This is a genomic window from Hydrogenispora ethanolica (assembly GCF_004340685.1).
In the GTDB taxonomy this organism is placed as follows: Bacteria; Bacillota; UBA4882; order UBA8346; family UBA8346; genus Hydrogenispora; species Hydrogenispora ethanolica.
On the sequence record NZ_SLUN01000002.1, the window covers coordinates 49,125 to 63,355 of the forward strand.

Sequence of the window (14,231 nt, forward strand, 5' to 3'; positions counted from 1 at the left end):
CCGCTCAATAATTAATCTGCTGCTTTGGAAAAACGACACTGACTTTCGTCCCCGGGCTGCTTGAGATCTCGATCGTTCCCCGCAAATCGCGGTGAACCAGTGTCTTTACCAAGGTCAACCCCAAAGAATCGCTCGAATTGGGACCGGGACCGGCGCAGCCGACCCCGTCATCCTTCACTTGAAGGTAAACCCGGTTCTCATCATGCTCCAGGCGGAGCATGACTGTGCCGTTCCTGCCGTCGGGAAAGGCGTGTTCAAAACAGTTGGCCAATAATTCGTTGACCACCAGCCCCAACGAAGTGGCGGTCCGGTAAGAGACGTACAGATCGTCCGCCTGGATCCGGACTTTGATCCGGTTCAGGCGGTCCTTCTCCTGAAAATTGGCGTGAATCAGCTTGAGCAGATTCTGAAAGTTAATCAACCCGATGCCCCGCTCATCCTGGGAGAGGATCTCATGGACGCTGGCAATAGTCTTGATGCGGTCAATGATCTGCCAGACGATGGCGGGCAGGCTCTTCTGATGATCCGTCTCCAACTGCAGGATGAGCAGGCTGATAATGGACTGGAGATTGTTTTTGATGCGATGGTGCGCTTCCTTGAGCAGCGTCGAACGCCCCAAAAGCCGGGTGTTTTCGATGGCGATCGCCACCTGGGTGGCGAAGGTCATCAACAGCTCGATCTCTTCGGGGGTGAAGTTCTTGGGCTGGGAGTAAAAGACCTCGATGGCCCCGTTGATCTTGGTGCGCATCCGGATCGGCACGCAGATCATGGCTTTGACATCACTGGCTTGTTGAAAATAATGGGCCATCTCCGCTTCGGCAACGTGGTTGACGATCAGCGGCTTGCCATCGTTGATGACCGCGCGGACCACTGCTTCTTTCAGTTCCACCGCGGCCATTCCCGGCGGCAGATGGCGGAAGCATTCCACCACGTTGGCGGAGAATTCGTCCAGCAGCAAAATATTGCAGCCGTCGGCCTTGGAGATTTCGGCGATCTTCTCCGCCAGCAGGTTGAGCAGATCCTGCAGCTCATATTCGGAGGTCAACAGCTCGGTGGTATGCAAGATGGTGTCCATGACCTCTTTAAACTCGTCGTCACTGGAATAGCCCGGCACTTCCCGCCCGAAATACAGGCCGAGAATGGTTTCGGGGTGCTTCTTCGCATAATCGATGGGGAAATGAGCGACCGTCCCGCCATCTTTCAGGATGGTGACCTCATCTCCGATCTGCAGGATCTCATCCAGTTTATTGGAGAGATACAGCACGCCGCTGCCTTTCTCGGCGAACCGGCGGATGATCCGGAAAAAATGCTGTTTCTTGATCTCGCTCAGGTCGGAGGTGGGCTCATCCAATACCACGACGGCGGGATCGCGGGCCAGCAGTTTCATCAGGGCCAACAGCCGGCATTCCTCCTGGCTGAGGTCGCTCACCAAAGCGTGGGGATCGATGCGGATCTCATAATCCCGCAGCAGCCGCGCAGCCTGGTCGGCCAACCGCTTGCCGGAGACGATCAGGGTGTCGGCCCAGAGATATAAATACTCCTTGACCGTCAAATGAGGAATGAAGCTGAGTTGGGTATTCTGAAACAGCACGCCGATGCCCAACGCGAACGGCTGGCGCGGATTTCTGATCTCAATGGGCTGGCCGTTCATCTCGATCGCCCCTTGATCGCAACGGCGCATCCCGGCCAGAATGTGTGCCAAGCCGGTTTTCCCCGCGCCCGACTCGCCCATGATGGCGTGGATCCGGCCCCGGTTGAGATCCAGGTTGATACTGCAATAATCTTTGCTGACGCCATTGATCCGCAGATTCTTGATGGCCAGCAAGGTGTCGGCCTTCTCCAAAAGGCGACCGTTCTCCATTCCGAACATTGACGACCCCTCCCATCGGCGCGCTCCGCGCTTCATCCATTGGACTCCGGAGCCAAGTCTTGCCCGTCTGGATCGCAAGCCGTTTTCCCGGATGACCGATCGATTGGGACAAATTGTACCGACGTATCGATTTCGTTAATTTTTATTTAAATTCCTTCTCATTTCCGGATCTTATTTTTTGGCAGCTTCCCGTTGGCCCCCGGACGGAGTTGCCGTTGCTTCAGACCGGGTTGCCGCTGCTTCAGACGGAGTTGCCGCTGCTTCAGACGGAGTTGCCGCTGCTTCAGACGGAGTTGCCGCTGCTTCAGACGGAGTTGCCGCTGCTTCAGACGGAGTTGCCGCGGAGTTGCCGCTGCTTCAGACGGAGTTGCCGCTGCTTCAGACGGAGTTGCCGCTGCTTCAGACGGAGTTGCCGCTGCTTCAGACGGAGTTGCCGCTGCTTCAGACGGAGTTGCCGAAGCCGCCGGCGATTTGCCGGCGGCTTCGGCCGCTGGTCGGGCTCCGCCCGCAAGATTCGCAAAGAAATCGGGATTGCGACAGGAACCCGATCCAGGATTTTCGCAGCGCAAGAAAATGCTAGCCGGATTATTTTAATTTTCAGTAAACTCCGGATAACAAATTTGTGCACATCCTCGGCAAGCTTCTCCAGATATCTTTCTCCGGTCCAATGGTATGATCGAAGGGAGAATGATCAGGGAGGTCGTGAGATGAAGCTGTTTCATTTTGGGAATAGTGTGCCCCGGTTCAATCTGCGCAGCGTGGTCGGAAAGATCGGCGCGATCCTGGTTTTCATGAGCCTGATCATCGCCTTGGTCAGCCTGATCGGCATCGCCAAGCTGGGCGAGATGAATTAGGTGGCCAACGCGATCTTCTATAGCAACGCTTCGGTTCTCTATCCCTTATCCGACGCGCTGGAGGTGATCTACCAGACTGAAAAGTACGCCTCCGAGGCAGCCAACGGCAGCCGCAGCGCCATCTCCAGCCTTTCGGCGCAGATCGCCAACGGCACCGGCCAGATCGGCAACTTCATCAGTTTCCTGCCGGGCGAGACCTCGGCCCGGCTCCAGGCGAAGATGGATCGTTACCAGGTCGCAGCGCGCGACCTCTATAATGAATTGCGCAACAGCGGCCCGGGAGTGGCCGAGCGCTATTTCCGGTTCGGCCGGGAGTCTCAGGAACTCTATACCATGCTCTTCGATCTCAATAAGAAGCTGCGTATCGAGGGGTTGGCCACTTACAACCGGGGCCGGAAGATTTACGATTCGGTGGTGGGCTTGCAGACCTGGGTCTCCATCATCGGCCTGGCGCTGGCCGTGCTCATCGGGATGCTGGTGGCCATTTCGATCATCCGGCCGCTGCAGCGGCTCCGCCAGAGCACCGAACGGCTGGCCCGGGGCGACCTGGGCGCCCAAGTGACCATCACCTCCCGCGATGAAGTGGGAGCGGTGGGGGAGGCCTTCAACCAGGCCGTCGCCGAATTGCGCACCATGGTCAATGACGCGGCCGCGCATGCGCGGCAGATCAACACCGCCACCAGCAGTCTGTTCGCCGCCACCGAGGCCACCGGCCGTTCGCTCGGGGAGCTGAACCAACTGGTGGAGCACCTGGCCCACGGCGCCACCATTCAGACCGACACGGTGGATTCGGCCATTCAGACCGTTCAGAAGGCCACCCGCGGCACCGATGCGGTCCTGGAAGCCACCTTCGCCATTCACAACAGCTGCCGCGAAGCTTCCGCCGCCGGGCAGCGCGGCGAGTCGGCCACCGAGGAGATGCGGGCGACCATCGACCATCTGGTCGATACCGTGACCGAGATCGACCGCATGGTCCGGGCGCTGGCCGGCGACTCCCGGCAGATCCGGGAACTGGCCGACGTGATCAACGAGATCGCCGAAAAGACCACCCTGCTTTCGCTGAATGCTTCGATCGAAGCGGCGCGCGCCGGAGAACACGGCCGGGGCTTCGCCATCGTCGCCGCCAACATCCGGCAGCTGGCCGATCAAGCCCGCCAGTCGGTCCAGTACATTCACCAAGTCATCGACAACACGCTCGCCCAAACCGATCAGGCCGTCACCCGCGTGGCCGAAGGAACCCGGGCGGTGGACCGCGGCCGCGACCAGCTGCTGGAGACCGTCGGCCTCTTTAAGGAACTGGCCGGCCGGGTGGGACAGATCACCGCCAAGGTGGAACAGATCACCCGGATCGCCAACCAAGTGGGCGCCGACAATGCCGCGGCCATCGCCGAAATGACCGCGGTCTCGCGGATCAGCCAGGACAATCTGGCGGCAGTGGAAGAGGTGGCCGCCACCTTTGAGGGCCAATCGGCGTCGGCCAACGTCGTGACCGACGCGGCCCGCAATCTGCAGCGGATGGCGGAAGAGCTGGCGGCCGCCGCCGACCGCTTCCAACGGTAGGTCCGGCTCCCCGTTTCTTCAGACGCGGGCCGCCAGACTCTGAATGACCGCCTGGCCGACCTCCCGGTCCAGTCCCGGCCGGAATGCTTCCAACGCCCAGAGCACCGCTCCGGCCACCGGAGGCACCCGCAGCAGGGTGAAGCGCACCGCCTGGCCCGCCCCCTCCCTGACGGCCCGCTGGAATGCTTCGATCAGCGCCGGGTTCTCGCCTTTGACATAGACCGAGCCCGCCATGATCACCTCGATGGCCGCGGCGCCGGCGAAGTCCAGCCGCCGGATGGCCCCCAGCACGGACTGGGCCGCCTCCCGTCCGGTGTGGCGCAGCAACTCCAGCGCCACCGGGTCGCCCTGATTGGCGGCATAAAAAGGCAGCTTCAAAAATTGGGCCCAATTGTCGAAGCACCGCTCCCGGTAGACCGCCTCCACCAGATCATCGTCCCGCCGGAGCCCCAGCATCTCCAGGATCATCCCGGTCATGGCGGTGGCCGGTCCGCAGCGGTAGAGCTCATCGTAGACTTTGCGGAAGGCCATCCCGCCCAGGTGCGCCGCGCCGCCCTCATCCCCGAAGAAATAGCCGGTGCCGCCGATCTGCAGCCTGCGGCCGCGCGGATCGATGGCCGCGCAACAAGTGCCGGTACCGTGGATGCTGCAGACCCCGCAGCCGCTGCCGCCGGCCGCCTTGATCCCCAGAAAGGCGTCGTTCATCACCTGGAAGCGGCGCAGCCCCATCCCGGCGATCAGCTCCGTCAGCACCGCCTGTTGCGGCGCGACGTCGAGGCCGGCCAGGCCGAAGACGGCGGCTTCGATCCGTTCGATGCCGATCCCGCTCCGGCCGAGTAGAGCCCGGAACGACCGTTCCAGCTCCTGCCGGGTTCCCTCGTAGCCGTTCCGGTAGGTCTCATGGTTGGCAGGTCCGCCCTGATGAAAGCCGACCAGCTTGCCGCCGGTGTCAAAGAGGGCATAATGGGTCTTGGTGCCGCCACCGTCGACCCCGATCACATATTGTCGCATCCGGTTCCTCCGTCATTCTCCAAAAAAATGGGGCAGAAACGCCCGGTTGGCGGCGAGCATCTCCTTCAGGACCGTCCGCGCCTTGCCATAATCGCCCACCAGCGGATGATTCAGGAGCGCCTGCAGGGCCAGGCCGCGGTCGCCGCTCAATCCGGCCTGCACGGTCAGGCGCTCGTAGGCTTTCAAAGCCCGCATCATGCCGATGATGTGCTCATTGGCGAAATGGGGCATGGGCAGCGGTCGGGCGCCGTTGCGATCGATCAGGCAGCGGATCTCGACCACGTCCCGGTCCTCCATGAACGGCAGCGCCCCCTGATTCCGCACGTTGACCACGTGCTCCTCCTTTTTGTCGTTATAAATGGCGCTCACCAGCGAGATGGCGGCCTCGGAATAGAGATGGCCGCCGCGCCGCTCCAGGAGCGCCGGTTTCTCATGCAGATCGGGCTGCCGGTACAGCTGGAGCAGCTCGGCCTCGATCTCCCGGCAGACCTCGCCCCGGGTGCGGGGCTCTTGTTTCAAGTGGGCTAGGGACCGTTCCCGGTAGTAATAATACGTCAGATAGCCGCTGGGGATGGCCCCCAGCTCCCGCAGCAGTTCCGGCTCGAAGTCGATCTTGGGCAGGTTGGCCGGGCGGTAAGTCGGAAAGTTCCCGCGCAACTGGTCCGCGAGAATGCCCTTGCCGTCCAGGTAGATCTCAGTCACCCAACTGAGATGGTTCAACCCCACATATTCGACGGCCGCCCCGGCCGCCCGCTCCGGCGGAATCCGCTTGCGGGCGTCGCGCTCCATATTGATGGGCACGTTGCACAGGCCGATGGTCTTGACCCGGTGCCGGTCCAGCAGCATCTCGGCCATGATCCCCGACGGATTGGTGAAATTGATCAGCCAGGCCTCGGGCGCCAGCCGCTCAATGACGCCGGCGATCCGGGAGAGCTCGGGAATGGTGCGCAAGGCTTTCATAAAGCCCCCGGCTCCGGTGGTCTCCTGGCCGATCAGATCGTGCCGCAGCGGGATCTGCTCGTCGCGGATCCGCGCCGCCAGCTTCCCGACCCGGATCTGGCAGATAATGAAATCCGCGCCGCGCACCGCCTCTTCCAGCTCGGCGGTTAACACGGTCCGGGCCGGCATCCCGCTCGCCGCCATCATCCGGCGGGCCAGGCCGCCGACGATCTCCAGCTTCAGCGGATCGATATCCATCAAATACAGCTCCGTCACAGGCAGTTCGTTGCGGCGCTTGATGATCCCTTCCACCAGCTCCGGGGTATAGGTGCTGCCCGCGCCGATCACCGCCAGTTTCAGTTTTTCCATTTCAGTCCACTCCTCCCGCATTCAAAAGCGTTTCTTGTATCGTAGAATCCAATCCGGTGGCCCGGACGCGTTTCAGCCCTTTAACGCTCCGGCGGTCATTCCCTTGATCACCTGCTTCTGCAGCAAGACATAGAGGATCAGCACCGGAATGACCGAGATGATGATGCCGGCCATGATCACCCCGTACTGGGCCACCCGGGCGGTCTGAAAGGCCGCCAGGCCCAGGGGCAAGGTAAATTTGGCCGGATTATTCAAAAAGACCAGGGCGAAGAGGTACTCATTCCAGACGTCCAAAAAGGTGAGGACGGCCACGGTGGCCAGGGCCGGTTTGCTCAAGGGCAGGATCACCCGGGTGAAAACGATCCAGCGCGATCCGCCGTCGATCAGCGCCGCCTCCTCCAGTTCGCCGGGGATGGTCTTCATGAACCCGGTCAGGATGAAGATGGCGAAGGGCAGCTCAAATGCGACGTAGGGCAGGATCAGCGCCCACAGCGTATCATAGGCCCGGATGGCCTTCAAGGTTAAGAACAGCGGCAAAAGATTGGACGCCCACGGGATCATCAGCCCCATCAGGAAGTAGGTGTATAGCGCGAAATTGAGCCGGAATTGATAGCGCGCCAGGGCATAGGCGGCCATGGCCGCGATATACAAAATGCCCAGGACCGAGACGAGTGAGACCAGCCCGCTGTTGAGAAAGCAGGAGCCGATATTCCCGACCACCCAGGCCCGGGCGTAATTTTCGAAATGCCACACTCGCGGCAGGCTGAAGGATGCTGCAAAGATTTGGTTATTGTCCTTCAAGGAACTGACCAGCACCCATACCATCGGAATGAGCGTAGCCGCCGCCGCCCCCACCAGGACGATTTGTGACAAGAAGGCCACGGTATTCAGGCCGTGGCGGTTTCGCATTGCGCCGGCGCCCGCCAGTATTTCATTGGCCATTTGGAACACTCCTTAGTATTCGATCTTCTCCGCTGAAAAGTAGCGTTTGAAAATAACCGAAAAAATGAGCCCCACCGCAAAGATGGCCGTGGCAATGGAACTGCCGTAGCCGAATTGCATCCATTGAAAGGTCCGGTGATACATCAGCAGCCCCACCAGTTCGGTCAGGGAATTGGGCCCGCCGCCGGTCAGCACCATCACATGGGTGAAACCCTGCAAGGAGCCGGTCACCGCGAAGATGATGCAGATCTGCATGACCTCCCACAACAGCGGCAAGGTGATGTAACGGATCTTCTGAAAAATAGCCGACCCCGTCCAGATAAGCCGCTTCATACAGGCTGTCCGGGATATTGAAGATCCCCGCCAGGAGAATGATCAGATGCCAGCCGATGTATTGCAAGGTTTGCGGCAGCAGGGACGCCAAAACCGCCGTGTGGGGATCCGAAAGCCAGAGGCGGGTCCATGATTGCAAGCCGGCCGCCCGCAGCAGGCCGTTGATCAGGCCGTAATCGGCCTTCATGAACTGGCCGAACATCATCGCCACCGCCACCGCCGAGATGACCACCGGAAAAAAGTAGATGGTGCGGTAAACCGGCAAGCTCCGTTTGCAATTGGAAAGAATAATCGCCAGGAGCAGCGCCAGCCCGATCTGTACCACAATCGCCAGCGCAATCGCGATCAGATTGTTCCGGAACGCCGCCAGCACCGACTCGTCCGTCGCCAGCGCCGCGAAATTCCCAAATCCGATGAAATGGCGCCCGGTGATTCCGTTCCATTTGAAAAACGCGTAGTAGATCACCCGCACGATGGAAGCGACCACGAAGGCCGAATACAGCAAGAGGGCCGGCAGCAGAAATAAACCGATCATATTGTTCTTCTTCGAATCCATCATCCCATCCCGCCTCCGGAACGGGGCGGGGAAAGCTCCCCGTCCCGCCCTATGCTAAGCGCTCTTAAGCGCCTGCAGTTTCTTTCGAATCAATTCTGGAGGCCGGCTTTGATCTCGGCTCCCAGCTTTTTGACGGCCTCCTGCGGGGTGATCGACCGGTTGAGCAAGGCTTGCGACAGGCTGTTCAACGCGTCGTTGCCTTGCTGCGAACCGATGGAATCGTAGTTCGGCGTCATCCGCGAGGCCGTTTTTTGGAGCTGGGTGGCTTTGACGACCAACGGGCTGATGTCCGGACCGCCTTTCACGGGCAACATCGGCGCAGCGTAATTCACCAGTTTCTCCTCAAGCACCGGATTGATGACGTGATGCAGGAACTTATCGATCGCCGCCCGCTTGTTCCGGTCCTGCCACGATTTACTGCTGACCAGATAGGTTTGGGAGACGCCGCCCAACAATTCCTGGGGATCGCCCTTGCCGCCGGCAAAGGTCCACAACGGAATCACGTCGCAATCCGCGGCGGTTTTGGCGGAGACATTCCCGAAATACCAGGTCCCTCCGTAAAACATCGCCGCTTTCCCCTGATCAAACAGGGAGAGCGCCTCGGAGGCTTGCAACGATACGCAGCCGTCCGGAAAGGCTCCCGCGCCCGCCAGGTCGTAAATGACTTGGGCCGATTTGAGAAACGCGGGGTATTTCTCCACCGCTCCGGTCGTGATTCCCTTGGTGATCTCCGCGTTGGTGCCGAAGCGGTTCAGCATCCCGAACCAGAAGCAGACGTTGAGATCCTGGTCCTTGCCAGCCATGGCGATCGGCACAATTCCCTTGGCCCGAAACTTGGGGAGGATCGCCTTCAACTCTTCGTAGGTCTTGGGATAGGCCACGCCCGCCTTGGCAAAGAGTTTTTTGTTGACCGCCAGATACATGTAGTACAGCTCGCAAGGCAGGCCCCAGATCGGACCGTTTTTCCGGAAGCGGACCGAACCGTCGTAATAGAAGTCTTGTTTGAAATACTCTTTGAAGCGTTGGTCCCGGGTGACATAATCCTTCAGGTTGGCAATTTTCTTCCCGTCCACCAGGTTCTTCAGAATGCCAGGGCCGGGCCAGAATTGAAAGACATCCGGCAGATTGTCGGCTGCGGCTGCGGTATAGATCTTCGCTTGAATATCCGGCATGGCCGCGGTATTGGGCTCCAGGACCAAATGGATGTCCGGGTTTTGCTTCTGGAATTGCTTTAAGTAGGGTTCGAAGATCGGCGCCTTGGGATCGTTGCCGGTGAAATTATAAGCGAAGCGGATGGTGGTCTTGCTCCGGCACCAGCCGGTCGACAGGCCCAGGGCAAAGATTGACAAAATGAGCAACCCAAGTACGGATCGCCTGATTTTACAGCGTTTCATCGTCAGCCTCCTTTATTTAATTGTGAATATCCATCGGGTATCGTCGAATCGCTGGGTCCCCCACCTCCTCAGTCAGAAAATAATAGCGCTTTTATTTTTATCGTAAAAAAATTTACGGCAACCGCCGGGCCGATTCACGGACGATCAATTCGGGGGCGATGACCACGGTCTTGGCCCGCGGCGGTTTGGCGGCCATGTAACGCAACAATAACTGAACCGCTTCCCTGGCCATCGCCCGGGCCGGCTGGCGCACGGTGGTCAAACGGGGCCGGACTCGCGAACCAAACGGGCTATCGTCATAACCCACGATCGAGAGATCATCCGGCAGCTTCAGCTGAAGCTCGCGGGCGGCTTCCATCACCGCGGCGGCCATATCGTCATCGGCCGCGAAAATCGCGGTCGGCCGGTCCGGCTGCTCCAACCAGGCGCCGGCGATCTGAAACGCCTTTTCAAAATGAAAATCCCCCTCGCGGACCCAATCCTGGCGGACCGCCACCCCCGCCCGGCTCATGGCCTCCCGGAAGCCCTGCAACCGTTCCCGGGCGGATTGGTATTTTAAGTCCCCGGCAATATGGCCGATCCGGGTATGCCCCAGACCCAGCAGATGTTCGGTGGCCATGGTTCCGCCTTTCAAGTTGTCCACCACCACCGAGGGGACTTTCAAGTTGTTGACGTTGTTATCCAATAAAACCAGCGGGAAATTGCGGTTGCGCAACTCGGTGATGTAATCGGTCTCGTACTCCGGGGCGACCAACAGGATGCCGTCGACCCGGCCCTCGCTGAAGATCTTCACCCAATGTTTCTCAATGACTTCGTCGCTGTTATCCAGGGTCAGCGCCAGGACTACCAGATATCCTTCGTCGAAGGCGGCCTGCTCGATCGCGGTGACCAGATCGGCCCAGAACGGGTCGTTCAATGTCGGAAGGATGACCCCCAATACTTCGGTTTTCCCTTTGGCCAAGGTCCGGGCGGCGGCATTGGGGTTGTAGCCCAGCTCTTCGATGGCCCGCAGCACTTTCTGCCGGTTACTCTCGCGGACCCGGCCGTTTTGGTTCAACACCCGCGACACCGTGGTGATACAAACCCCGGCTTTCAACGCCACATCCTGAATGTTTATCGGCATATTCCTCACCCTTAAATAATACCGCTTTTATCTTTGCGGTATTACTATATTCTGCTTGAATTGGGATATTCCTTCCTGATTGCTCAAAAAATAAAAGCGATTGTATCTTCTTAGCTGTTTACCAGTCTGCGCTTGCATCCGGAATGACTCTCGTATAAAATCATAGTGAATTCTGTTGGACAATCCCATGACAAGGAGCGAAGTATGAGAACCATCGTCTTGCTGGCCCTGACTTATGTCATCTCCACCATGCTTTCCAATGTTTCCAGCTTGCGGATTATCCGGCTTTTCGGGCTCTCCATGGATGCCGGGACGCTGCTGTATCCGATCACTTTCACGCTGCGCGATCTGATCCATAAAAAAGCCGGCCAGAAGTTCGCGGTCTTCACCATTTGGGCCGGGGCTTTCTTCAATGCGGCCATGTTTCTGATGTTTTTTCTGGTGGCCAGCCTGCCGGCAGACCTGAGCGTCGGCAAACAGGCCGGCTTCGGCCAGGTCCTCTTGCCTTCCTGGCGCATCATCGTCGGTTCGCTGGTGGCCATGGTCGTCGCCGAGCTCATCGACAGCCAGGTCTACCAGTGGTATGTGAACCGGGTCAAAAATTACCAATGGGGCAGAGTCCTGGTCTCCAACTTCATCAGCATCCCGCTGGACACCGCGATTATGGTGGTCATCGCCTTTTACGGCACCATTCCCGATGCGGTGCTGTGGGGCGTCATTCTCTCCAATATCATCATCAAATACGGGATCACCCTCCTCAGCCTGCCGTTGATCTATTTTGTCAAGAAGCCCGGCCCGGCCGCTTGAGGCGGCTTTCCGTCCGAATCAGCCTTTGATTCGGTCAAATACCTTCCCAGCTCCGCCAGGACGGCGTTGGAATCTCCAACGCCGCGACAGCCGTTACCATTGCCAGCGTCCGAGGTTATCGGGCGCTGGCACCCACGGCGATAAAACGACCCCTATTCATTCCGGCAAGCAACGTTCTCGTTCCGATTCCTTCAGTGCCATGATCAGTCCGGCTTTCCCCTTCCCGTCCAGCCCTCCTGCCATCCCCTCTTTTTGGGGTCCTCCAATAATTTTAATCTTGGAAATTGCTTTGATGGCCCATTTAATTACAATATTCTAAGATTTATCATGATAAAATATAAAAATGTAAAAATCATGGATGGTATTATAACAAGCGACACGATGTTGCCAGATTAAGGAGGACATCAAATTGCGATGAAATTATTATTAATTGAGGATGAAGTACAATTAACCAAGGTTCTTTCCTACTTATTGCAAAAAAACGGTTATGTTGTCAAAGTAGCCACCGACGGGACTGCCGGTTTAGATATGGCGCTCACCGGCGAATACGACATCATCGTCCTGGACTGGCTGCTGCCCGGCCAGGACGGAAAAGCCATTGTGAAAGAACTGCGCCGTCATAAGCTGGATGTGCCCATTTTATTGATGACTGCCAAAGACGGCCTGAAAGACCGGATCGAGGGGCTGGACTCAGGGGCCGACGATTATCTGGTCAAACCGTTTTCAACCGATGAGTTGCTGGCCCGCCTGCGGGCCTTATTACGCCGCGCCAACCGGGTCATCACCGACAATACAATCACCGCGGCCGGCATGAAGCTCGACCCGTTGAAAAACGAGGTCATCAAGGACAACAAAGTGATTCAATTGAGCGTCAAAGAAGCTTCCTTGCTCGAACTGCTGATGAGCCATTCCGGGCAGGTCATCACCAAGGAGCGGATCTTCGAACGGGTGTGGGGTTACTATTCCAAAAGCGAATTCTCCAATATCGACCTCTATATTCATTACTTGCGCAAGAAGCTGAATACCCCCTGCATCAAAACGGTGCGCGGCGTCGGTTATTATCTCAAGGAGGAGCAGGATGTTTCGTAAGCTGCGCTTCCAGTTCATCGTCACCAACCTGGCCATCATCGCCGTTTTGCTGGCGGCGATCACCACGGGAGCCTATTTTTATCTCCAAAACAACATGATCAAGCGCGCCGCCTTCTTCTCCAGCCAGCTTTCGATGAACCTGAATTCCGGTGTATTCCCGGGGTACCGGAACCCCGGTTCCCAGTTGCGCCGGGGACGGCAGTTGCCGCCCCCGGCGCAATTGGGGCCGAAACCGCCGGAGCTGGAGCGGGAACCGGAAAAGCCGATCTTCTTCATTCGCACCACCCCCGGCGGTGCGATTTCGTTCGATTCCGACCGCAAACCTTTCGCCCGGATTCAGCTGGCGAAACTGGCAAAACAAGTTCTCAAACTCAACAAAGACAGCGGCGTCGTCCATTTTTCACGGACCCGCTATTACTTTTCGAAAACTGCTTTGACCGATGCGCCCGGCTTTCTGATCGTGTTTCAGGATCTGGGCGGGCTGGACGCCATCATCCGGACCGGCGCGGCCATTGGCGTGATCTGCCTGCTGCTAGCGTTGTTGGGGAGCCTTTTCATGGCCCGGGTGGCCATCGCTCCCATCCAAAAGGCCTGGCGACAGCAGCGGGACTTCATCGCCGACGCCTCGCACGAGCTGCGTACCCCGGTGACGATCATTCGCACCAGTCTGGAGGTGGTCCTCGAGAATCCCCAGGCTACCGTGGAATCGCAGCGGGAATGGTTAAACATCGTCTCCGGCGAAATCCGGCGGCTCGCCCATTTAATCGACAATCTGCTGTTTCTGGCGCGGGCCGATTCCCATCAGCCGCTGCTGGAACAGCAGCCTTTCTCCCTCAGCCAAATGGCGGAGCGCGCCGCGGAAGCCTTCCAACCCCTCGCCGCGGCGCAGGGGATCCGATTCAGCGCGACGATCCGGGGCGGGGCCACCATCTGCGGCGATGAAACCCGCATCCGGCAAGTCATCGACATTCTGGTAGAGAATGCCCTGCGCCACACCCCCCCGGGCGGGAAGATCGCGCTGACCCTATGCGCCCTGGAGAAGCGGGTGTGCCTGAAGATCGCCGATACCGGCGAAGGAATCGCTCCCGAACATCTCCCGAAGATCTTCGACCGCTTTTACCAGGTGGATAACTCCCGTTCCAAAGGCCAAGCCGGACTGGGGCTTTCCATCGCCAAATCGATCATTGAAAACCACCGGGGGACCATTGCCGCCGTCAGCGCGCTGGGGTCGGGGACTACCTTCACCATCCACTTGCCGGCGCTCCCATCCGACTAAGCCGGTACCCCGCCAAGGGTTCCGGACCGGGACCCGGACGGGTTTTCCCGAGCCCGGGCTCTGCTTTCCGGAGCGCGGCGCGGCCGGCCGTACCCTGGCAACGGCGCC

13 protein-coding genes are annotated in these 14,231 nt (G+C 58.9%); 6 read left to right on the forward strand and 7 right to left on the reverse strand.

The window, feature by feature from the left end; translation table 11 throughout:
- Nucleotides 1-4: 4 nt before the first annotated feature.
- Nucleotides 5-1,870 (reverse strand): ATP-binding cassette domain-containing protein, encoded by a 1,866-nt coding sequence (locus EDC14_RS01815; protein ID WP_165907720.1) that lies wholly within the window; start codon nt 1,868-1,870, stop codon nt 5-7.
- 346 nt (nt 1,871-2,216) lie between these two features.
- On the opposite strand from EDC14_RS01815, the gene EDC14_RS26545 reads away from it, so the two are divergent.
- The 3 genes from EDC14_RS26545 to EDC14_RS01825 all read left to right on the forward strand — a co-directional run bounded on the left by EDC14_RS26545 (nt 2,217) and on the right by EDC14_RS01825 (nt 4,284).
- Nucleotides 2,217-2,450, forward strand: a complete 234-nt coding sequence (locus tag EDC14_RS26545) for a hypothetical protein (protein WP_165907721.1) — start codon at nt 2,217-2,219, stop codon at nt 2,448-2,450.
- Between the two features lie 127 nt (nt 2,451-2,577).
- Nucleotides 2,578-2,724 (forward strand): hypothetical protein, encoded by a 147-nt coding sequence (locus EDC14_RS26550; protein ID WP_165907722.1) that lies wholly within the window; start codon nt 2,578-2,580, stop codon nt 2,722-2,724.
- On the forward strand, nt 2,725-4,284 hold the full coding sequence (locus tag EDC14_RS01825) for a methyl-accepting chemotaxis protein (protein ID WP_132012479.1): 1,560 nt from the start codon (nt 2,725-2,727) through the stop codon (nt 4,282-4,284).
- Between the two features lie 18 nt (nt 4,285-4,302).
- Here the strand turns inward: EDC14_RS01825 and EDC14_RS01830 are convergent, their stop codons facing one another.
- The 6 genes from EDC14_RS01830 to EDC14_RS01855 form a co-directional block, all read right to left on the reverse strand.
- Nucleotides 4,303-5,295 (reverse strand): N-acetylglucosamine kinase, encoded by a 993-nt coding sequence (locus EDC14_RS01830; RefSeq protein ID WP_132012480.1) that lies wholly within the window; start codon nt 5,293-5,295, stop codon nt 4,303-4,305.
- A gap of 12 nt (nt 5,296-5,307) precedes the next feature.
- Nucleotides 5,308-6,603: a 6-phospho-beta-glucosidase gene (locus EDC14_RS01835; RefSeq protein WP_132012481.1), complete on the reverse strand. Its 1,296-nt coding sequence runs from the start codon at nt 6,601-6,603 to the stop codon at nt 5,308-5,310.
- A 72-nt stretch (nt 6,604-6,675) separates the two neighbouring features.
- Nucleotides 6,676-7,545, reverse strand: coding sequence for a carbohydrate ABC transporter permease (locus EDC14_RS01840; protein WP_132012482.1), 870 nt, complete (start codon nt 7,543-7,545; stop codon nt 6,676-6,678).
- Nucleotides 7,535-8,437, reverse strand: coding sequence for a carbohydrate ABC transporter permease (locus EDC14_RS01845; RefSeq protein WP_132012483.1), 903 nt, complete (start codon nt 8,435-8,437; stop codon nt 7,535-7,537). The genes EDC14_RS01840 and EDC14_RS01845 overlap by 11 nt, the downstream gene beginning before the upstream one ends.
- Nucleotides 8,438-8,523: 86 nt before the next feature.
- Nucleotides 8,524-9,828 (reverse strand): ABC transporter substrate-binding protein, encoded by a 1,305-nt coding sequence (locus EDC14_RS01850; protein WP_132012484.1) that lies wholly within the window; start codon nt 9,826-9,828, stop codon nt 8,524-8,526.
- Between the two features lie 112 nt (nt 9,829-9,940).
- Complete coding sequence (locus EDC14_RS01855) at nt 9,941-10,951, reverse strand: LacI family DNA-binding transcriptional regulator (RefSeq protein ID WP_132012485.1); 1,011 nt, start codon at nt 10,949-10,951, stop codon at nt 9,941-9,943.
- Between the two features lie 204 nt (nt 10,952-11,155).
- On the opposite strand from EDC14_RS01855, the gene EDC14_RS01860 reads away from it, so the two are divergent.
- From EDC14_RS01860 to EDC14_RS01870, 3 genes are all read left to right on the forward strand, one after another.
- Nucleotides 11,156-11,758, forward strand: a complete 603-nt coding sequence (locus tag EDC14_RS01860) for a queuosine precursor transporter (protein ID WP_132012486.1) — start codon at nt 11,156-11,158, stop codon at nt 11,756-11,758.
- Nucleotides 11,759-12,172: 414 nt separating this feature from the next.
- Nucleotides 12,173-12,847 carry a response regulator transcription factor gene (locus tag EDC14_RS01865; RefSeq protein WP_132012487.1) on the forward strand — a complete coding sequence of 225 codons (675 nt, stop codon included), beginning with the start codon at nt 12,173-12,175 and terminating at the stop codon, nt 12,845-12,847.
- Nucleotides 12,837-14,123, forward strand: coding sequence for a sensor histidine kinase (locus EDC14_RS01870; protein ID WP_243662765.1), 1,287 nt, complete (start codon nt 12,837-12,839; stop codon nt 14,121-14,123). Before EDC14_RS01865 ends, EDC14_RS01870 begins: the two co-directional genes overlap by 11 nt.
- Nucleotides 14,124-14,231 lie beyond the last annotated feature (108 nt).